Raw genomic sequence first — 24,117 nt, forward strand, 5'->3', positions numbered from 1 at the left:
AAGATGCCGGCAAATTGACTGGTTCGCAAGCATTGACCGTTACGGTGACTGATGCCAACGAGTTGATTGTTAAAGATGTTACTGATGATGCGGTCACCCTTGTGACAGGTCAGTCCGTGACAGACTCCTTGACTAGCTTCTTTACCGATCCTGAAGGTGATTCGCTATCAATTTCGGTCGTTGTAAATAATGAAACCGGAAAAATTCCAGGTCTTACATTCAATGACAACGGTTCAGTTAGTGGAGCGCCGACAGCAGACGGTGTTTATAACGTAACAATTACTGCGACTGACGGTAAGGGCGGTGAAGAGACGCATGATGTTGCCTTTACTGTAGTTACTGCTCCTGTTATCACTGCAATCGCTTCGTCAAGTGGAGTGGTTGCAGACGGCGAATCCATTGCTTTAAGTGTTACATTAACTGAAGCGGTAGATGTGACCGGTACGCCTGAGCTTGTTTTCTCTGCGGGAGGCTCAACTTTTACTGCTACCTACAGTTCAGGTGATGGTAGTGATACTTTGTTGTTCACGGCTAAAGCAATTGATGTTGATAGTAACTCAATTGTTCTGCAGTCAATTACAGGTCTGTCGCTGGTTAAAGGTCAAACAAGTGTTCAACCACTTACTGATGCTGTTGATCAAACCGTTACTGGTCTTGTGATAGATAACAGTGCACCGGTATTGGGTGCTGCGCAGTCAATTGATGTTTTCGAGAATGCTGATGTTGCGGATGTGTTATTTACGGCCGAAGCATCTGATGTCTCTTCAGTGACTTACTCCCTAACAGGTGATGATGCTGATCTGTTTGCTATTAGCACCGACGGCAAAGTTACTTTGAAAGAATCAAAAGACTTTGAGACCAAGCAGGACGTAGGTTCTGATAACGTTTACAACGTCAATGTTCGAGCGACTGATGAGCAGAATCAATTTGCCGAGCAGGCGCTAGCAATCACAGTTAAAAACGTTAACGAAGCCCCAGAAATTACCAGTGATGCAACAGTATCGGTGGCGGAGAATACACAGGCTGTCGGCTATCAAGCGACATCGGGAGATGTCGATGCTAACGATTCGCGCATTTATTCTTTGGAGGGTGCTGACAAAGATCTGTTTGATATCGATGAAAACACGGGTGTGCTTACATTTGTTGCGGCCACGGGTGCAGACTTTGAAGCCAAAGATAGTGCGGCCAAAGACAACGACTATAAGATTTCGGTAGTAGTTACAGATGCGGGTGGGTTGTCTGATACGCAAGATCTTACGGTTAAAGTGACTGACGTAAACGAAGCGCCAGAGATAACCAGTGCGACATCAGTGGAAGTCGCTGAGAATACTCAGGCTGTTGGCTACACAGCTACATCGTCTGATGTTGATGCTAATGATACGCGCACTTACTCCTTAGAGGGTGCTGACAAAGACCTGTTTGCGATTGATCCAAATACAGGTGTTCTTACATTTGTTGCTACAACAGGTGCGAACTATGAAGCTAACGGAAGTGCTGCATCAGATAATGACTACAAGATTACAGTAGTCGTTGAAGATGCCGGCAAATTGACTGGTTCGCAAGCATTGACCGTTACGGTGACTGATGCCAACGAGTTGATTGTTAAAGATGTTACTGATGATGCGGTCACCCTTGTGACAGGTCAGTCCGTGACAGACTCTTTGACTAGCTTCTTTACCGATCCTGAAGGTGATTCGCTATCAATTTCAGTTGACGGTGCTGTTTCAGGTCTAACCTTTAAAGATGATGGTACGATCGAAGGCCAACCTGACACAGATGGTATCTACACAGTAGAGATCACAGCCACAGATAATAACGGTGGAGAGCAGACACATACTGTTGAATTTACAGTGGTAACCGCTCCTGTTATCACTGCAATCGCTTCGTCAAGTGGAGTGGTTGCAGACGGCGAATCCATTGCTATAAGTGTTACATTAACTGAAGCGGTAGATGTGACCGGTACGCCTGAGCTTGTTTTCTCTGCGGGAGGCTCAACTTTTACCGCTACCTACAGTTCAGGTGATGGTAGTGATACTTTGTTGTTCACGGCTAAAGCAATTGATGTCGATAGTAACTCAATTGTTCTGCAGTCAATTACAGGTCTGTCGCTGGTTAAAGGTCAAACAAGTGGTCAACCACTTACTGATGCTGTTGATCAAACCGTTACTGGTCTTGTGATAGATAACAGTGCACCGGTATTGGGTGCTGCGCAGTCAATTGATGTTTTCGAGAATGCTGATGTAGCGGATGTGTTATTTACGGCCGAAGCATCTGATGTCTCTTCAGTGACTTACTCCCTAACAGGTGATGATGCTGATCTGTTTGCTATTAGCACCGACGGCAAAGTTACTTTGAAAGAATCAAAAGACTTTGAGACCAAGCAGGACGTAGGTTCTGATAACGTTTACAACGTCAATGTTCGAGCGACTGATGAGCAGAATCAATTTGCCGAGCAGGCGCTAGCAATCACAGTTAAAAACGTTAACGAAGCCCCAGTAATTACTGATGCTGGCAATGAAGATTCGCTGGTGATTGATGAAAACAGTGCTGCTGGTGCGGCTGTATACACTGTTGCCGCGGCTGACCCAGAGTCTGTAGGTATAAATTACGTACTCTCGGGTGCTGATGCCGCTTCGTTTGTAGTCTCTTCTAACGGCGAGGTTACCCTTGCGTCTGGCGTTACTGTTGATGCGGAATCCAGCAAAACGGGTTACAGCTTGACGCTTGAGGCCCGTGATACAGCTGATGCGACTCTGAAAGATACGGTAGATCTTACGGTTACAGTCACTGACGTAAACGAAGCGCCAGAGATAACCAGTGCGACATCAGTGGAAGTCGCTGAGAATACTCAGGCTGTTGGCTACACAGCTACATCGTCTGATGTTGATGCTAACGATACGCGCACTTACTCTTTAGAGGGTGCTGACAAAGATCTATTTGCGATTGATCCAAATACAGGTGTTCTTACATTTGTTGCTACAACAGGTGCGAACTATGAAGCTAACGGAAGTGCAGCATCAGATAATGACTACAAGATTACAGTAGTCGTTGAAGATGCCGGCAAGTTGACAGGTTCGCAAGCATTAACCGTTACGGTGACTGATGCCAACGAGTTGATAGTTAAAGATGTTACTGATGATGCGGTCAACCTTGTGACAGGTCAGTCCGTGACAGACTCCTTGACTAGCTTCTTTACCGATCCTGAAGGTGATTTGCTATCAATTTCGGTCGTTGTGAATAATGAAACCGGCGAAATTCCAGGTCTTACATTCAATGACAACGGTTCAGTTAGTGGAGCACCGACAGCAGACGGTGTATATAACGTAACAATTACTGCGACTGACGGTAATGGCGGTGAAGAGACGCATGATGTTGACTTTACTGTAGTTTCACCACCTGTAATTAGCAGCAAAATTGACGACGTTAATAATGTAAGTGTGGTTTCCAAAATTATCCTGGAGGCCTCAGAAAACTTAGTGAAAGGCAGCGGCTCTATCACTATTTTCAATGACGGTGGTGATGGATATTATGGAGAGTCAGTTGATAACGATCTTGTAATTGACGTGGCTAGCTCACAGGTGACTATCCAAGATAATTTGATCATTATTGATAGTGACGTAGCGTTAGACTTTAACAACAATTATCACATTGAGATTGATGCGGGCGCTTTTGTTGGGGCGGTATCTGGATTGGATTCTGTTGTGGTTGATGACGCTTCTGCCATTAACTTTTCAACCGTAAACCCATCGGCTACAGCCGATGCTGCAGCATCAGTTGAAATGACGCTCAGTGATAGCCTTGAAGTGGCGGTTGAGTCTAGTCTGAATTGGTGGGGAGCAGAAGGTAACGGAACTCCAGATGGCAACGCAGCAACCTCTCGTGTAGATCGTGACTTCAGCACAGGCGATAATGTTCTTGTCTTTGCTGATCTTGGTTCGTCAGCGGGTATTGCAACTGATGACTTCTGGATAAACGCTCCAGGCCTTGGGGATGGGGATCATATTTTCATTGATAACCTAGGCAATAACTCCCAAAGTCGTGTGTTAAATGATGAGTCCTTGTTTACCTCTGATAGCCAGGGTGTTCTTTTGTACACGGCTCCGTCTCAGAGCGGTAATGCAACGAATGGTGGCCAAATTGACTTTGGTGTAAATGGCTTTGTTCTTACAACGGAACAGTTTGACAGTTTGATTCAGTCAACAGAGCCTGTGATTTACTACGGTTAATTATAGAAACCACCATATTGAAAATATTGAGCGGACGTAGTGATGGCAATTACAAGTAGATACACGGTTCTGAATACTGGGAATGTCTTCCTAGATTTTTATCTTCCATATGGCGAGCTGTCCATGGAAGGTCAGGAGATGTTTTTTAAAGGTAACGCTGGCATCGATCAGGTTTACGTGGGTTCCGCTAGCTCTGGGGTTTTTGATTTCACTCAGTCTGGCAAATCGGTCGATAAAGTGTACCTTCAGGGCAGTTCATCAGACTATGATTTTGCTGTAGACGGCAGTACCCTGGTGCTTTCCAGAAATAATGGTGGTAGCGAGGTAATTAAAGTATCACCTCAGGATAGTGTCATATTCAGCGATGGAGCCGTGACAGGTCTGTCGATTTACTACTTGATTAGTAATGGAACGCCGCTTTCTCCCTCAGGAGAGGTTTCGGCAAGCTTTCCGGTGGATTCCCAGGTTGAGCTGGACAACGAAGTCCGTGTTGTCGTCAATGACTCTAATGGTGAGGTAGTTGCTACGGCTAGGCCGGGTGTTTCGATGGTCGTCAAGGGTAACCTTGGAGTTGACGTTTTATACGTTGCAAGTGGATCAAACATGGATGCCTCGCTACTTGGTAAGGGGCAAGACCAGATCTATCTGACAGGAGAATATTCCGAGTATACGGCCTCTTTGGTGGGCTCTACGATTCAGTTAGTACGCTCTGTTGATGGAACGCAAGAAACAGTCATCGTAGCAGCAAGCCTCAGTGATAGCACTGCAGATAAAGTCTATTTTGCTGATGGTACGGCCTCTACCAAACAACTGACCGAACTTGTTTTAGCGCCCGATACCTACAACTTAACGTTGGATACGACGACTAAAACGCCGTTTGCGGGCCCTGAAATTACCATTACCGCCGACAACACTACACTACTGAGCGGCGAAACGGCGGCTGTTACATTCACTCTATCGGAGTCCACTAGTTCATCAACAGTGTTTAATGAAAACGACATTGTTGTGACCGGTGGTGCTCTTAGCGGTTTTACAGGATCTGGTAAGGTTTACACTGCCACCTTTACACCTGAAAACGGTAAAACAGCTGCTTCGATCAGTATCGCTGAGGGCGCTTTCAAAAATGCTGGTGGTCAAGCAAGCCTTGAGGCGTCACTCGATATTACGATGGACACTGTTGTGCCAGAGTTGGATGAGTTGGCGATAGCTAACCCCTCGGTCGCATTGACTAATTCAGACACATTAGCCTTCGACATCGCATTTAGCGAGAAGGTCTCTAATGTCGACGAGACCGATTTTGTTATAACCGGTACAGATGCGACTATAACGGACCTAGTCGAAACCTCTGCAGGTGTTTGGTCAGCCACAGTTTCTGGCGGTAACCTGGCATCTCTTGATGGCGACGTTGAGCTCTCACTTAGCAGCTCAAATAACATTACGGACGTTGCTGGCAACAGTTTGGCGTCGTCCTCTTTGTCGGCGACTTACACGCTCGATAATACAGCACCTACACTCACCTCTTTCGCGAAGGTAACTCCAACTGATTCAGCAACAAATGCAGATTCATTAACGGTTAGAGCGACTTTCTCTGGAGCTGTAACCGGTGTTAGTACTGATACTTTCGAAATTACTTCTGAGTCAACGGCAGAAATTACTTCAGTCACAGAGGTGAGTGATGGAGTCTATGACGTTCTGGTGAGTGGTGGCGACCTTGCAACGTTTGACGGTGATTTAACGATTGGATTCGCGAGCTCTCAATCAGTCGCAGACGCTGCTGGTAACGCATTCGTCACGCCGGCTGATACGCTTGTTTACACGCTAGACAACACCGCGCCTGATGCGGGTGCTCAACCTTCAATTTCTGACACCATCGGTACGTCGATCAGCGAAACTGAGTTTGCCGCGCCAATTACCATCACGTTGACGTTAAATTCAAGTAATGCAGTGGGCGATACCGTTGAGTTATTGATTGACGGCGAGTCTTTTGCGACCCCAATAACAGCTGTACTTGATTCAGACGATATTGCAGCCAAGCTTGTTGCGGTAACTGTACCCGCGCAAGGTCTGATTTCTGATGGGACCCGCGCGCTTACGTTTACGTCAACCGACTCAGTAGGCAACACGAGCCAGCCAAGCGCAGAACTGACCCTTTTGGTTGACGCAGGTAAAGCGCCAACCCTGCTTTCTATGACTCGTTTGACGCCTGAGACCGCAATTACTAATGCCGATGCATTGGTTTTCCAGGTAAAATTTAGCGAGGCCGTCCAGAATCTTAACGCAGCCGACTTCACGGTCTCAGGTACAACCGCAACTGTGAAGACCCCAGTTCCAGTTGAGGGTACTACTGCAACTTACAATGTCACCGTATCTGGTGGCTACATCGCAGACCTCGATGGGGCGGTTACTCTGGGCTTTAGCTCTGAGCAGAACATCACTGATACGGCTGGTAAAGATCTAGTAACGCCAACCGAAACTGCGTTTTATACATTGGATAATACAGCACCGGATGTTGGTACAGCTCCTGCACTAGAGAGCGGTAAGACTACAGTAAATGCTGAGGAGGATGCGGCGGGGTTTAATGTTGTTGTTGACCTTCCAGACTCGGGCATTACTGTCGGTGATTCAGTTGAGCTGAAGCTTGGTGGTAATGCCTTTACACCAGCGATTAAGCATACACTTACTCAAACAGATATTGAAGCTGGTGAGGTGTTGCTTGCGGTGCCTTCAGGCGCACTGGGGAGCGATAGCTCCAAGTCGTTAACGGTGACTTATAGCGATGCTCTTGGTAATAAGGATGATAGCACTGCGACAACAATCACCCTAGATACGGTGGCCCCTTCTGCACCATTAGCCCCCACGGCTGGTGATGATGGCGTGCTACTCAGTGCTGCTGAATTATCAGCCGGTTCTGATGTATCTGTTTCATTAAATGGGTTGCTTGCTGGGGCTAAAGTTGAACTCTTGCTAAATGGTGAATCATTTGCGTCTGAAAAGTCATATACAGTAAGTAAAGGTGATACTTCGACTAACTTCACGCTGACGGCGGCTGATCTAGGCGAAGACGGTGAGAAGTTAATTTCAGTCCGTGCAACCGATGTGGCTGGCAACACCAGCGTCGCTGGATCAGCGCTAACCGTGACCAAGGACACAGCCGCGCCTCTGTTGACTAGCATTGAACGAGCTGGATTTAGCGCGGTTACAAAAGCCGACTCCCTAAGTTACTCGGTTACATTCAACGAGACTGTAAAAGGCGTGAATGCTGCTGACTTTGCCGTAAGTGGCGATGGCAATGGTAGCGTGGCGGTTTCGAATGTTGTTGCTGTTAGTGGCTCTGTTTACACAGTCACTGTAAGTGGAGGAGACCTCGCTGCTTTGGATGGCGACGTGAGTCTCGGCTTTGCTGAAGACGCTGCTTTAACTGATTCTGCCGGAAACGCCTTCGCAGGCTCTTCAGATGTAGCAACTTACACGGTTGATAACACAAAGCCGTCGGCTGCAATCGCGCCTGAAACTGTCGGTGTAGGGCAAATAATCAACGCGTCCGAAGAAACCGCGGGCTTTGCTGTTAGGGCCTTTATAAGCAGCGACGCAGAAGTAGGCGACACGCTTGAGCTTAAGCTCGGCGGTGCCTCGTTTGCTACTGCGAAAGTTCGCACGCTAACGGAAGCAGATATCAGCAATGAATCTTACACCTTCACGGTGGCTGAAGGTGAGTTGGGTAACGACGGGTCCGGTAAACTTCTAACGGCTGTAACAACGGACGCGGCTGGTAATATCGGTGCTGCGAGTCCAGCGCTCTCTTTGACGCTGGATACAGTTGCACCTGCCGCTGCTACGGCAGCGCCAACGGCTAGTGCAACTAGTGACGGAAAAATTAATGCGACTGAGAATGCTGCCGGATTTGATGTTGTTGTGTCATTAGTTGGAACGAATGCAGTAGTTGGCGATTCAGTGGAGTTAAAACTGGACGGAAGCTCATTCGAAACACCGCTCGTGAAGACATTGACTGACGCTCAGATTCTGGCCAAATCGGTAACGTTTACAGTTGCAGGTAATACGCTGGGTGACGATGGTAGCAAATCGCTGACAAGCGTGGTGACCGATAAAGCGGGGAACGTTGGTTCCGCAAGTGCTGCGTTAACCTTTGACCTGGACACTAATGCGGTAGCACGTAAGTTGACCTATAGTGCCAATGAGTTCTATGAGTCAACCACTGATGGTGTGATTAGTAACTCTCTGACCCTTACGCTAGTGGGTGCGACTTTTGCTGGCACTGCGGGTAATGAGATTGCGTCGGGTAACTACACGGTTGCTAATCTTCCGACCGGTTTGTCGACTCGTTTGGTAAAGAACACTGACACGAAAGCCACCTTGTACTTGGATGGTACTGCAACACAGAAGACCGATGCTGCAGACGTAACTAACTTCACTATTCAACTGGGTAATGGGGTATTTACAAACGGCGATGCTGCTACTGTTACTGGAGCGAATAACACAGGGCTAGTGATTAATTTTGCAGATCAAGCCGCTACTAAATGGGGTACGGGTGTACTGACAGGTACGGCTGGTGATGACATCCTCTTCGGAATCAATGCCTCGGTTATTAATGCCTTGGCAGGTGATGATACGCTTAATATTGTCGATACAGGCACAACCTCTGCAGACAGTGTGCGACTGACTCGAGCAGCTCTGGATAACGGTGTCGATAACGTTTTTGGGTTCAAAGGTGGTAGTACTGAAACGGGCGGTGATGTGCTCGATTTCAGTGCGCTTGAAGATATTGCAACTCAAACCTTCGCTAAAGGTCTTACACTTAACTCAGACTTCAGTGACGGAAACATATTCGTCTTTGATAGTGCTGTTCGCTCACTTAGTGATGTAATGGATGCGCTGGCAGCAGATGATTCGATAGCAGCTTCTGAAGGGTATGTTGTGTTCAAAGACAGCGCTCACGCCGGCCAGACGACTGTCTATCACTCTGCAGATTTAAATGGCGACTTAGGCACAGTTAACGCAGAAACGGCCCTGGTCATACTGTCTGATTTCGCGATTGGTTCGCTGACCACTGACAACTTTATTATTTAATCCCAGTTCGACGCTCGGGTTGATGTTGAGCGAGACTAGAATTGAGAGGAAAAAGATATGAACACCCTTAAAACAAACGGCACAATCACAGGTTACAGTTTATACGATGGCCATGTGACCATCTTTTATGACCTGTCATTCGATGTGACCGGCATCGAATTAGATACCACTGCTGCTTGGTCGGTAGAGGCCGTTTCAGCTACTGAGTCCTGGTATACCTACACGGATGACCTTGACGATGAATACACCTACTTTACATCGAATGGTGTGGTAACGGGGTATCGTGTTAATTATTCCTACTCCGACTATGTGTACACCTACGATAGCATCGGTGAACTGACCTCTTACAGTTACTCTGACGGGGTGACCACTACTACGTACGACCCTGACGGTGCCGTAAGCTCAACTACCGTCGATAATAGCCAGTTCGATGACTTAACAAAAGTTTACGATACCGATGGTACAACGTTGATCGGCTACCAGACAGAAACCGATAAGTGGGGCGCATATACTGTTTATGAAGTCTCTTCAGATACAGTGACTGGTGCATATAAGGTCGTTGAAAGCTTTGATGAAGGCGACACTACTTGGGTTTATGAGTACAGCTACGACGCTAGTGGCAACTTCACCGGCGCGACAATTTCTGACGGTACAGTGACAACAAGCTACGGTTCGAATTGGGAACTAATTGGTTCGGCTGCTGATATTGGTAATCTCACGGCTATTACAAATGATGGTGGAGAGACCACCGGTTACTCGTCTACTGATGGTCAAGGTAACACGACCCTCTACGATCTCGATGGTAAGGTGACTGGCTACGAGTACACGTACACGTACGATGACGGCGTTACTTATAAATCGAGTTACGACGCTGAGTGGAACATGCTTAGCTCGGTTGAAACTGACAGCGCAGGTAGTGAGCTCAGCTCATCTACTTACAGCTATGACGCTAGTGGCAATTTTATTGGATATGTCTATTCGGATGGTGTGACAACTTGGACTTACGGAGCAGACTGGTCGCTAGAGAGCTCAACAGCTAATACAAATGCACCTGGAATGACCGAAATCCTGAACGATAGCGATGAGGTGATCGGCTACAGCACAACCGATAGCTACGGGAACATTACATTCTATAACAAGGATGGTGTTCTGGATGGTTACGGATATGAATCCGAGTATTCATACACCGTTGATGGAACAACAGTAACAGAAGTGTACACCTCTCGTTATGATGAAAACTGGAACTTTGTAAGTTCTGGCACAACGATTGATGGTGTCCTGGTTTATTCTGAAACTTATGAATACAACGCTTCAGGTGAATTTACCGGGTCTATCTATTTTGATGGGGTCACAACTTACGAGTACGATCAAAACTGGAACCTGAAAGGTACAACAGTCGACATTGAAAACAACCCCAACCTGACGGCAATCACTGACGACCAGGGCGTTACTATTGGTTATTCATCAACCGATCAGTGGGGTACAACGACCTATTTTGATGGTTCAGGTAACGTAACCGGGTACGGATACGAGTCTTCTTACACTTATCAGGTGGACGGAGATGACGTCACAGAGACCTATTCGTCAAGCTACGACGCCAACTGGAATTACATTGGTTCAGCTACCTATCAAGGCGAGACGCTCCTCTACTCAGATACTAATTTGTACGAGAATGGCGTGCTCGTTGGTTACGAATACTTTGATGGTGTTACTACTTACACTTACGATCTAGACGGCAATCAGTCTATAACTGTCGATCCTTCTAAGTTGACGGATGAGGGCGACGGAGTCTTCTCTTATCAGGATGAATGGGGTACGACGACATACTTCGATGATGCCGATAATATTACCGGTTATGCTGATGAGTGGTATGACGAGTACTCGCAAACCACATACAAGTCGACCTATGACGCGAACTGGATGATGCTCTCATCCGAATCTGTTGCATTCGATGGAACAGTGCTGTTCTCTGAAGAGTACAAATACGATGCCAGTGGTAATTTCCTCGGATATACCTATTTTGATGGCACAAACACCTACGAATATGACGAGTTCTACAATATTGTCGGAACTAAGGCCGACCTCGGCTCGCTGACTGCGCAAGAGGACGGGACATACATATCCACAGATGATTTCGGGTCTACGACTTTTTACGGTTCTGAAGGTAATGTAACAGGGTATGAAGATAGCTGGACGGATAGCTTTTCTGGCCAGACCACTGTGTCGAAATACGATGCTGATTGGATGTATTTAGGATCTGAAACTACCGATCAGAGCGGTAAGGTAATTTACTCAGATACTTATTATTACAAGGAAGATGGTTCATTTGATGGATATGAATTCTTCGATGGTGTAACAACATATAAGTACGACGAGAATTGGAATGAACTAAGTGCAGTTGTTGATACCTCGAAGCTTGAAGCCGATGGCGATGGCTATAAATCAAGTGATGATTGGGGTAACACTACTTACTTTGATGCGCAGGGTAATGTAACTGGTTACGGCAACACATGGACCTCTTCCGATCCTTGGGATTACGGTTACACCTACACCTATGAATACGACGAGAATTGGGCGCTTGTAAAAGCTGAGACTCTTAACGCCGAGGGTGAAGTCGTTATGCGTGAAACGTATAACGAAGATGGTAGTCGAGAGTATTTTGATGGTAACAAGACCGAGACCTTTGACGAGTTTGGTCAGTCACAAGGAGTTGCGGTTGATGTTAACTCTTTAACCGCTATCAATGATCCACAGAGTGGCGAGCTGACGGGATACAAATACACCGATGACTGGGGGCGTACTACCTACTACGACGCCTCTGAGTCTCCTAAAGTAACGGGCTACGAAGAGTCTTGGTACGATGAGTTTATGGGAACGACTACGGTCTCTACCTACGACGAAAACTACATGTATCTCGGCTCTGTAACTACGTCAAGCGACGGTACAATTCTTTACTCAGATACGTACATTTATGAAGAGAACGGCACAACATATTTCAATATGGATCTGGGCTCTGATATGGATTATGGGAGCATTTCTCCAGGAATGTCCGAATATCCAGGAATGTCCGAAGGGTACGAAATTACATTCGATAATTTGGATGGTGACGGTGTCGTCGGTACGTTTTATGGATACTCTGGTGAGATTGGTACGCTGTACAGTGATGCCAAAATTGAAAACGCCGACAGTGAACTAACCGTTGTTAATCGTGTCGAGATAACAGGTTACGGATCTACTGATACATACGCTCTAAATTGGAACGACGACGGATCGAACTTCACGGCATATCGTACACAGACTGTACAGTTTTCGGCTGAGAAAGGTGAAGATGGTAACCCTAAATTTGCGATTGTTGATGGCGAGTCCTTGCCTATCACTTGGTCAACTCCAAGCAACGATAATGGTGGTTTATTAGCAACCTTTAGCTTTGACGAGTACGATTACACCGGTTTACCCCAAACGGTAACTGTCGAAGCAATTAGCTCTGGCAACAGTTCTACGCCAGATTCCATCCAGATGTTATTGGGTGGTACGGTTGTCGAAACATACGACGTGAGGGAATATGATGCGAGCGTTGGTTTCACCGCTACGGTTACCTCGAGTACTCTCGACGGAATTGTCAGTGGTAACATTAGCCAAGGAGTGTCGTTTGCAGGCTACGAGTCGTTCGATGGCTCTTCTACTTACACTTACGACGAAAACTGGAACCAGATTGGTGTAAAAGTTGATCCAGACTCACTCGATAAGGTCTTTGCTGAAGACGGAACACTAGAAGGTTATCGTTTTGATGATGGCTACGGAACCGTAACGCTTTACGATGAAAATGCTGCACTTATCGGGTACGAGTCCAGTTGGACGGATGAGTTCACTGGAAATACCGGAACATCATCTTACGATAGCGCCTGGATGTACTTGTCGTATACAGAAACTGATTCGACAGGGAAAATTCTATTTTCTGAAATCGTTGATCCAACCACTGGTGATCGAACAGTCTTTGATGGTGTAAGCACCACTGTCTTCAAACTAGACGGAAGCTCTACGAGAATTGTAGCGATTAATGACCTTGAAGAGGTCGAAGAGGATGGGGTTACTTACTATAAATCACCAACGAACGAATATGGTGATAGCACCTACTACCTAGATGCTAACACAGTAGCGTTTTACGAAAACACCTGGGTAGACACCTACTCGAATGAAACCTTCATCAGTAGAAACGATGCGAACTGGAACTACTTAGGCTCGACTCGTACGGACAGTGAGGGCAACATCCTATTCTCTGAAACATTCCAATACGATGAGTTTGGAATGTTTGATGGAGCAGTTGTGGACGATGGTGTTACTAAAATCACGTACAACGAGTTCTGGGAAGAGACGGATAGACAGTTAAACGAAGATGCACTAACACCCATCTACGAGGAAGGAACGTCGGGTCCTGTAGTAGGCTATGAGTACACCAACGAATGGGGACAGATCACGCTTTATGATGCCAATAAAGCGCTCATTGGATACAAAGATGTTTGGGTCGACGATCAGGGCTTCACTTCAATAAATATTCAAACGGCAGATTGGATGCCTTTGAGCAATGAGCACTACTCGCCTGAGGGTGTTCTGCTCTACTCTGAAAAATATGACTACGACGATTCTGGCAATGTCAAAAGCCGTACAGTTACCGAAGGTAACTTAACCACGGTCTATGACGGCAGCGGTAGTGTCACGTCTGAAGATGCGCAGGGTTTCGAAATTACGTTTGATACGACAGATAACGATGGCATTGTCGGTACTTTCACTGGTTATTATGGTGAAACCGGTACCCTGTATAGTGACGCTAAAAATGAAAACGCTGATAGTGAGTCTACAGTTGTCAACCGCGTCGAAATTACCGGTTCTGATTACGATGGCGAAAGTTGGACAGACACGTTTACTCTTGACTGGAGTGATGACGGGTCGAGCTTTACGGCATACCTCACTCAGACTATAGAGTTTTCGGCTGAGAAGGATCAAAGTGGTAATCCTCAATTTGCGATTGTTGATGGCGAGTCCTTGCCTCTCACTTGGTCAACTCCAAGCAACGAAAATGGAGGGCTGTTAGCGACTGCAAGCTTTGAGGAGTATGATGATTACACGGGTACTGTACAAACATTAACAGTCGAAGCAATTAGCTCTGAGAACACATCTACACCGGACTCTTTCCAGCTTTCGATCGGTGGTATAGTTGTAGAAACATACAACGTGACAGATTACGATCCTAGCCTGGGCCTTACTCTTAAGGTTAAATCGAGTGATCTCGAGGACGCAATTGTAACCGGATCAATCAGTGAGAAAGACGGCAAAACCTACTTCAATATCGATCCGGGCTCTGATTCGGGCTCTGGTGATAACACTGGTACAGGCACTGAAACTGGCGTTCTATTCGTTTTAGACACAAATACTGCCGACGAAGTAATTGGTACCTTTGTAAGTCCAGGAACTGATGCTAACTCTACAGCTGATGATCAAACCTTCACCTTGATTGAAGGCGTTAGTGAGGGAACATATATCCTTGATATGGCCTATCAGGATAGTTCGTCAACAGTCACTGAGAGTTTCTCATTAGACTGGAACACAAGTGATAACACTTGGGTGGCATACGAACCGGGTGAAACCAACTCAGCAACCTTTGATAGTAATGGTCTAATCACTTCGTTGACTAATCCAGAAACAAGTCAGACTGCATCTATTACCGCGGAAACGGGTGCGAATGGTCTTGTAGCTACTAGTGGTCAACTTTCTAGTGGATTAACCATTAACGTTTACGATAAGAATATTGGCGACAACCTAGCTTTTGACACAATTGAGTTTGTTGAAGAAAGTGAAACTTGGTCTGCAGAGGTGGAGTCAATTGACACCACTGATGGCTCAGGCTCAGTAACCTTTAAGCCATTTGATGTTATAAGCGGTAAGTTCATCATGGACGGCTCTAACATTAAGTCGGTTGTCTTTGATCAGGTCGATGGTACTGATCCAGGCTCTGACACCAGTGGTTCTATGTCGATGGAGTTGGTGGATGCGAGTCATTTGGCTAGCACAGCTACAGCTACAGCTACAGAAGTTCAGGCTTTGATTGATGATGGCTACAGCTTTGTTACAGCGAACACTGCAGATACTAGTAAGCCGGTATTGTATGATGGCTCGACTACTTACTACACCTTTACTGAGTTGGAAATTGGTGGTGGTGAGCTTGAATTTAATGGATTTAATTCGATTGCCGCTGACGACACCGTTACTTACTCATTTGATAATCTTGAATTAGTTGATTACAGCTTTAATTCAACGACAGGCGTTACAGACCGTACGTATCAGGATACGGACGGTGATGCGGTTATGTCATTGCTCAATGGGTCTACAGCGCTTGCCACGTTAAGTGATATACATGTTGAATTAGCAACGAATAATCAGCTATTCAGCGATTTCACCAAAATTGGTAATACTACGGCCACTGTTGAAGTCACGCTAACCTCTACTGGTAGTAGTGAAAGTGCAGCATTTGTTGGCGACGTTGAAACATTGTTAGATGACGCGACAAAAGGGGATGGTGTTGTCCGTGTTCAGCTAACGACGGATGCATTCAAGAGCCAAGTCTACGATGTGGGTGAAGGTACCTTCTTCTTTGGTGGTGCGTTTGATTCTTTGGGTGCCGCATATTCAGCGATCACAGTTACACCTGCTGATCAAACAGCACCTGAGTTTCATTCAAATGCAATATTTGAACCTAACGGAAAAGACGTCGTTTGGGCGGTTGATGAGGGGTTAGTCGGTACACCCGCGGTAGGAGATTTTTCACTTACCTTTAACGGTAATCAGGCAACGATTACTAATGTCGTTAAGACAGTAGATTCACTGGGTGTGCTTATTACACTAAGCACGGCGATTAGCTCCACAGATGCGGTCGAAATCACCTATAGCGGTTTAAGCCTGGAAGACGCGGCAGGGAACAAAGTTCTGGGTGCCACCACCTCAACGGTAGATACTTCAGATGTTGTGGATCCAGGCTCTGACACCAGTGGTTCTATGTCGATGGAGTTGGTGGATGCGAGTCATTTGGCTAGCACAGCTACAGCTACAGCTACAGAAGTTCAGGCTTTGATTGATGATGGCTACAGCTTTGTTACAGCGAACACTGCAGATACTAGTAAGCCGGTATTGTATGATGGCTCGACTACTTACTACACCTTTACTGAGTTGGAAATTGGTGGTGGTGAGCTTGAATTTAATGGATTTAATTCGATTGCCGCTGGCGACATCGTTACTTACTCATTTGGTAATCTTGAATTAGTTGATTACAACTTTAATTCAACGACAGGCGTTACAGACCGTACGTATCAGGATACGGACGATGATGCGGTTATGTCATTGCTCAATGGGTCTACAGCGCTTGCCACTTTAAGTGATATTCATGTTGAGCTAGCAACGAATAATCAGTTCAATACTACACAGCAAATTGGCGATACGACCGCGACTGTTGAAGTCACGTTGACCTCTACTGGTAGTAGTGAAAGCGCAGCATTTGTTGGCGACGTTGAAACATTGTTAGATGACGCGACAAGAGGGGATGGTGTTGTCCGAGTTCAGCTAACGACGGATGCATTCAAGAGCCAAGTCTACGATGTGGATGAAGGTACCTTCTTCTTTGGTGGCACGTTTGATTCTTTAGGCGCCGCATACTCAGCGATTACACTTACACCTGCTGATCAAACAGCACCGACGTTAAATATTACGTCAGCTGATTCAAATGGCGATATTCTATTTACCTTCACGTTCAATGAAGCAGTTGCTGACTTTGTTGAGGGTGATATTGCTGTTACGAATGGCACTGCTGGTACGTTTACTTCGACAAGTGATACGGTTTACACCTTGCTGGTAACGCCAGACTCCAACTTCAGTGGTGATGTTACAGTCTCTGTAGCGGCTGATGCGGCATCTGATGCTGCGGGCAACGGCATAGCTGAGACAACGGCTTCTTTTGCCGTTACAGACGGCAGTGACTTCGATCCGTCAGGTACCCAAAGTTATATGCTTACACCTGATGATTTAACCGATGGCGATGGGTTACTTGCGACTGCAAGCATTGAAGGCCAGACAGTCAAGATATTCGGTAATGAGAGTAGCAATACTCCTTGGTATCTTGATATAGAAACTCCTGATGGGGTTTTCCACTACGGCATAATAATGGGTCAAAATGGTGAGTTCACTGCTTTGAATAACGTTGAGTTTACTGTTGTCGATACTGACACCGATGGCTTAGTGACCAGCTTTAGTGTAGACGGAACAACCTACTCAGGTGTGACTTGGTATGAAGATCCTAATTACCAAGGCACAGGAAGGACTTTCTACCTTGGCGAGCTAGTTGTTACTGGCAATGGGCAAAGTGAAGGCTTTACCTTTATCGATGATTCTGAAACATTCAATTATTTTGATTATGTAGTGTTGTCAGACATTGAAGGTGATGTAATTACTAATGATTACTCTAATTGGACTGACACTGCGACTTACACAACCATTTATCAGGAAGGCTCGATAATGGAGCTTGAGGCTTTCCAGCCTAACGAATCTATGATTGAACTCTTCCTGAGTGGTTCAATTGACTTTACGAATAACACACTCACTATCGAGTGGCCTTTAACAAGAGACAGTATTCCAGTCGACAACGTTCTCACTGGTACTGAAAGTGCCGATAATCTTGATGTATCGGCACAGACGCTAGTCGACGGTGAGGCCTGGCAATTAAATGGTCTAGGCGGTGATGATACGCTAGTAGGTTCTGCAGGTGATGACATCCTGTCGGGCGGTGCCGGTTTAGATACTATTACAGGCGGTGCAGGTGCTGACCTTATGTCAGGTGGTGACGGGGACGATGTATTCTTTATCTCTGTAACTAACGGGGATGCTACACCGATACTGAATTTCGACATGGCTGGAGAAGTTCCTGTGAATGGCGACGTTGCCACCTTCGATGGCGCGGACATCATCACAGACTTCTCTATCGGTGATGAAATCGTCTTTGACGGTGCACTGCTGCAAGGAATTGTAGGCGGAGATTTTGATGACCAGTCAGGTGTGTTCACTGTGGATGAAACTAACGGTCTGGATGCTCTTGTGGTCTACTCTGTTTCGATGGATAGTGCAGGGTATGGTTTAGTGCTCAACAGTGTTGACTACGAGCTGCTCACTATCGACGCTAACAGCGTCTTTATGACAGCGAACTAATCGGTATCCACCGTAAATTCGGCCGGCGCAAGTTGGAAAACTTGCATGCCGGCCTTTGATTTTTAGGGATTAAAGTTCAATGGACGACAAAACAAAAGCACTGGAAACAATCATGGCCGCTGAAGAGACTAAGCTGCTTGAGCGCATTGATGCCCAGCGGGCGGCGATGCTGAAAAAGTTTAATGCGGAGCGCGAAGCAGTCGAGCGTCGCCATGAAGCACAGTTAGAACAACTTAATATGACTTTAAAAACTCAGTTGAAATCACTACGTGCAAGACATGAATCACAATTGCGTGGAGTCTTGGCGCCAGATCAGACCAGCAATACCCAAACACATTAATATAGGTTTTAAATAATTATGAAGCTCAAGAATTTGAGTCTTTTATTATTGCTCATAACGTCGAATTTTTTGGCTGCTAATGTTTACTCAGCTGATGTGCTAACCTTGAAAAAAGCAATTCAAATGGTTACACAAAACCACCCACTGGTTGTCAGCAAGTTGTCCGAGGTTGATTCCGCCGATGCATCCCTTGAAGCTGCAAATTGGGGGCGTTTTCCAACACCAAGTTTAGAAACAGCATCAGGTGATGGAAACTTGACTGCGGTTTTACGAGTTGATCAACCAGTTTGGACGGGCGGCCGCATTGAGGGTGCTATTGATGCAGCTGAATTGACAAAAAATGCGGCTATCAGTGCTGTTGATGAAGCACGCTTGGACCTTCAATTAAGAGTTGTTGAGGCTTATGTTGATGCATTGTCTAACAGAAATAAGTTGAATCTAGCCAATAAGGGTGTATTAAAGCATCAAAAGTTGTTTGAAATGATGCAGCGTCGAGTAAAACAAGACATCAACTCAAGGGCCGATCTTAATTTGGCTGAATCACGACTGTTACAAGCCAAATCCAATGTTTCAACCTTTACACAAAGCTATGAAACCGCCTTAGGCTCTCTTGAAGAACTCACAGGTTTAGTAGTTGAAGATATCTCTTCCGTACCACTCTCTAAATTTGAACTGGCTCACTTGGATATTCTGATGGATCAAGCGGCTAACTATTCGCCAATTCTCAAAAGATTGTCTATGGAAATTCTTGCAGCTCAGAAGGAAGTTGAAATTTCAAAAGGGGCCATTCTTCCTCAGTTAGTAGCACGATTCGAACATACCAATACATCTGAGGTAACAGATAATAGGTTTATGCTGGTGCTTCAGGCACAGCCGGGTGCTGGTTTATCTGCGATGAGTAACATTCGGGCTGCAGAGTCATTAATACGAGTGCTTGAAAACTCAAAAGATGCCTCTCTTAGAGAGATTAAACAGCTTGTAAGAGCGGATTATGCTTCCTATACCTCTTCTACTAACATGCTATCAACTGCAAGAAATGCCAGCCAAATATCCATTGAAGTATTTAACTCTTATATGCGTCAGTTTGTTACTGGTCGTAAAACCTGGATAGATGTCTTAAACGCTACTCGTGAAATGACTCAAGCGGAGTTAGCGTATGAAGATATTAAAGCGCAGTCTTTAATTTCTAAATTGCGTTTGTTGAGCCACGCAGGCCAATTAACAAACATTTTATCTGAGTAAGCTTTTTTACATGACAACCAACTTTTCTTTATTGTTTTCTCGTGCTGCTAAATTAGGTAAGCAATCGATTGCTTTGGATCGATTGGAGCAAATCGAGAATTTTCTAGTTGATCAGGATCATATCAAGTCACCTGTTGCTATTATTCAAGAGGGCTGGACTTTGGCTCAATTGGATGGAACACCAAAAGCAATTCTTCGTCCAAAGCCATCTAATTTGCCATTCATTCTATTTAAAGAAAATGAATGGTTTATTGTTGAAGCTCAATTAGATCCAACAAACTGGAGGGCGATATCGGTTGAAACAGGTCAACCTACGGCTTTAACACTTGAAGGTTCGAGTGCTATCTCAATTCCCCATAGGTCGAACCAAAGTAAGACAACGCCCTCAGCGTTAGGTGTTGTATGGCGTGAAGTTTTTAAACATAAACCTGTATTCTTTAGTTCTTTTTTAGCCACTGGATTAGTCAGTGTTCTGGCATTAGCGACATCCCTTTATGCCATGCAGGTTTACGATCGAGTTATTCCAAATGTCGGTTTTGAAACGCTAAAAGTACTTACTGTAGGGGTTGCAATCTCAATTCTTCTTGAGTGGGTCCTCAAACTTATTCGAAGCCATCTAGTTGACTCAACAGGAAATGAAGTTGACGATGCCATGTCCAAATGGTTTTTTGACCGTATGCTGGGTGTGCGCATGGAGGCGCGGCCTCAATCAGTCGGTACCCTAGCCTCTCAGGTCAAAGGATTTGAAATGGTGCGTGGGGTGTTGGCATCTACTACGCTTTTTGCGTTGGCTGATGTACCTTTCTCGTTACTGTTTCTACTTGTCATCTACGCTGTAGGCGGTCCGATCGTTATACTGCCGCTCATTTTTATTCCGCTTGCTTTGATAGTTGGACTTATCTTTCAACGGTTAGTTCATCAGCATACTCACCTTAAACTTGCAACGAGTAACCAGAAAGCCGGCCTCTTAGTGGAGACGGTGGATGGTGCTGAGGCGCTCAAGGCTATGGGGGCCGAGTGGGCTATGCAGTCGCGCTGGAATAAACTCGTCGCTGAAGCAGGTCTATCCGAGCTCAAAATGCGTCGATACACAGCGTTTTCGCAAAACAGCACAGCTGCGTTGCAGCAGTTGGCTTACATCGCAATTATTTCTTCTGGTGCTTATCTGGCGACGCAGAATGAGCTTACCATGGGTGGCTTATTGGCCTGTTCAATCATAGGTAACCGAGCTATGCAGCCGATAATTCAACTGCCCGGTGCCATGATGCAGTGGGCCTTAGCGAAGGCTGCCCTAAAGGGACTAGATCAGATCATTGATCTGCCAAATGAGGCTGATGAGCAGCATGAGGCGTTACTGCCGGAAAAACTCGCCTCAAACTATCACTTAGAGCGATGCAAGTTCGCTTATGGCGCAACGTCGCAGATGGTGCTCGATATTGAACGTCTTGATATAGCAGCAGGCGAAGCTGTTGGTTTAGTTGGCCCAATCGGCTCGGGTAAATCGACATTGCTGAAATTGTTGTCCGGCCTGTATCGACCACTCGAGGGCAAGGTGCAAGTTGGCGGTATTGATATGGCCGCGCTCAATGCTCTAGTACTTACAAAACAGATCGGCTACTTACCACAAGATCCTAAATTGTTTAGTGGGACTCTGAGATACAATTTGCTCCTTGGGCTTCCTGATCCAGGTGAAGAAAAAATTTTAGAAGCTGCAAAACGTACAGGTTTAGCGTCTTTAATTGTTGGGCAACCTGCAGGCCTTGATTTACCAATTACCGAGGGTGGTAAGGGCGTTTCTGGCGGTCAACGACAACTCATTGCTTTGACAAGAATATTATTAGCCAACCCTAAGGTTTTACTATTGGATGAACCAACAGGACCAATGGATTCAGTTACTGAAGTGAAAGTAGTTCAGTTGCTTAAAGAGCTTTCGCAAGAGGGTGTTACTTTAATAGTCACTACTCACAAAACAGCGCTACTATCAATTTTTTCTAGGATAGTGGTAGTGCAGGGCGGTCGTGTTCAACTTGATGGCCCGCGTGATGAAGTTGTAGCCAAGCTTACTGGTAAAACACAGTCTGCAAGTGCTGAGCAAAAGGCAAACTAATGCAGAGTTCAAATAAAACTTATTGGGTTTCCCATCTTTTAGTTGTTGCTGGCCTATTTGCCATAGCTACATTTATTTTATGGTCCCGCTGGGCAGTCATAGATGAGATTTCAAGAGCGACTGGTCAGGTAATCACTAGCTCTAAGAATCAGATAATTCAAACTACAGAAGGCGGTAAGATATCCGAGATTTTTGTCAAAGAAGGTTCCAGTGTTAAGGCTGGTGAGTTATTGGTTCTATTTGATAGAACTCGAGTCGAAGCTGCTTACCTTGAGAGTCGCTCTAAAGTTGCCGCTCTTGAAGCTAAGCTAGCACGTCTAAGAGCTGAGTTGTTTGATCGCGATCCTGAATTTCCACAAATTCTCGATGACTACACTGAATTCGTATCCAACCAACAGGTTTTAATGGACAAGCGTCAAACCGCTATTAGCCAAGAACTAGACTCTTTGCGCGAAATGCAAAACCTGATCGAGGAAGAGCTTAAACTAAACCAGCCTCTATTAGAGACTGGCGACGTCAGTAGGACTGATATTCTTCGTTTTCGTCGACAGTTGGTCGATATAAAAAATCAGATATCGACAACGTCTAATAACTTTTTAAAAGAGACTCAAGCGGAGTTGGCTGCTACTGAAGAAGAGCTAACCAGTGCTCGTCAAGTGCTTGTTCAAAAAGAGAACCAACTCTCTTCCTCAGAATTACGCTCACCAATGGATGGCCTAGTGCGTAATGTTCGAATTACAACCATTGGTGGTGTGGCAAAGCCTGGTGAAGAGGTAATGCAGATCGTTCCTGTAGAAGAGGATCTAATCGTAGAAGCTAAAGTGCGACCGGCAGATATCGCTTTTATTCATATCGGCTTACCAGCTATTGTTAAGTTTGATGCCTATGATTACACCATCTACGGTTCACTTAGTGGTGAAATTAGCTATATCAGTCCTGACACGCTGACCGAAGAGGTCCGCGGAGAAGAGCAGCCTTTTTACAGAGTGCACGTGACCATAAAGGATACCGATTTCAGTGGCACGCCGGATGTCGAGCTCCCAATTCAGCCCGGGATGACAACGATGGTGGAGATAAAAACCGGTAGCCGAACAGTATTTCAATACCTGTCTAAACCAATCACCAAAACCCTTGATGAGTCATTGGGAGAGCGCTAAAACGCTCTGACGGTCTCCTAGTATTTTGGTACAAACGGAGGGAAATGGTCAAAATCAACCCGCTACAAAATACTTCATTGATCCTGCTCGGGTGTTGAAGGTTTTGAGTAGCTAATCAAGAGTTTAAACTAATATATTTACTCTCAAAAAATAAACTTTTATTTGCGTGCAGGTTCAATGGCTTCTAATGTTAGGATGTTTCGTTAAATAGAGATGTAATCGGTCCCCATGTAAAGATAAGGTGTTAACCATGACCAAACTCATCTGGCACATAGATCGCGCTAAATTCCAATTTCAATACGAAGCTGAATACCAAAGCTGGCGGCCTGATCCGCAAGTATTTTTTGAGTTGGGCTCTTCGTCTGCCGATGACGTAGGTGCAAAAATTTTTGTTGGCCTCTTCGGTATAAAGATCTACGAGCACGTCAGCAATCTCAATGCGTTTGAGTATTCTGAATTTACTGCTTACCTAGGCATTCAGTACCTTCTTCAAGACGGCTTTTCATTATATTCATACATTATCTTTGCATTTGCGGGGGTTGGATCCTTTGATGAGAGCGAGCGCGTGACCAAAGAACAGTTGTGTCGGCATTTTGCTGGCCTGGTTCGCGATTATCATACAGCGATGAATCAATTACCGCTTTAACTGAGCTGGTTGAATCAAATGAGGGGCTGGTCGAGTCCTGTCTGCGAAAGTATAGGGCTGTCAAGAAAACC

The 24,117-nt window shown here is 45.6% G+C and carries 8 protein-coding genes; all 8 read left to right on the plus strand.

The window, feature by feature from the left end; translation table 11 throughout:
• Window positions 1–4,226, plus strand: a 4,226-nt coding sequence (locus XMA152_RS10170) for a cadherin domain-containing protein (protein ID WP_173483519.1), incomplete at its 5' end; no start/stop codon positions are given.
• 42 nt (window positions 4,227–4,268) lie between these two features.
• Entirely contained in the window at window positions 4,269–9,311 is a 5,043-nt protein-coding gene (locus XMA152_RS10175) for an Ig-like domain-containing protein (protein WP_173483520.1), read from the plus strand.
• Window positions 9,312–9,368: 57 nt separating this feature from the next.
• Window positions 9,369–18,554, plus strand: a complete 9,186-nt coding sequence (locus tag XMA152_RS10180; protein WP_173483521.1) for an Ig-like domain-containing protein — start codon at window positions 9,369–9,371, stop codon at window positions 18,552–18,554.
• A 79-nt stretch (window positions 18,555–18,633) separates the two neighbouring features.
• The gene (locus tag XMA152_RS10185; protein WP_173483522.1) at window positions 18,634–18,894 is read left to right on the plus strand and encodes a hypothetical protein; all 261 of its coding nucleotides are present in this window, start codon (window positions 18,634–18,636) and stop codon (window positions 18,892–18,894) included.
• 18 nt (window positions 18,895–18,912) lie between these two features.
• Window positions 18,913–20,136: a TolC family protein gene (locus XMA152_RS10190; RefSeq protein ID WP_173483523.1), complete on the plus strand. Its 1,224-nt coding sequence runs from the start codon at window positions 18,913–18,915 to the stop codon at window positions 20,134–20,136.
• 10 nt (window positions 20,137–20,146) lie between these two features.
• Entirely contained in the window at window positions 20,147–22,243 is a 2,097-nt protein-coding gene (locus XMA152_RS10195) for an ATP-binding cassette domain-containing protein (RefSeq protein WP_173483524.1), read from the plus strand.
• Window positions 22,243–23,400: an HlyD family type I secretion periplasmic adaptor subunit gene (locus XMA152_RS10200; RefSeq protein WP_173483525.1), complete on the plus strand. Its 1,158-nt coding sequence runs from the start codon at window positions 22,243–22,245 to the stop codon at window positions 23,398–23,400. Before XMA152_RS10195 ends, XMA152_RS10200 begins: the two co-directional genes overlap by 1 nt.
• Before the next feature lie 250 nt (window positions 23,401–23,650).
• Window positions 23,651–24,046 (plus strand): hypothetical protein, encoded by a 396-nt coding sequence (locus XMA152_RS10205; protein WP_173483526.1) that lies wholly within the window; start codon window positions 23,651–23,653, stop codon window positions 24,044–24,046.
• Window positions 24,047–24,117: the final 71 nt, after the last annotated feature.

Source organism: Marinobacterium sp. xm-a-152 (assembly GCF_013282965.1).
Lineage (GTDB): Bacteria > Pseudomonadota > Gammaproteobacteria > Pseudomonadales > Balneatricaceae > Marinobacterium_E.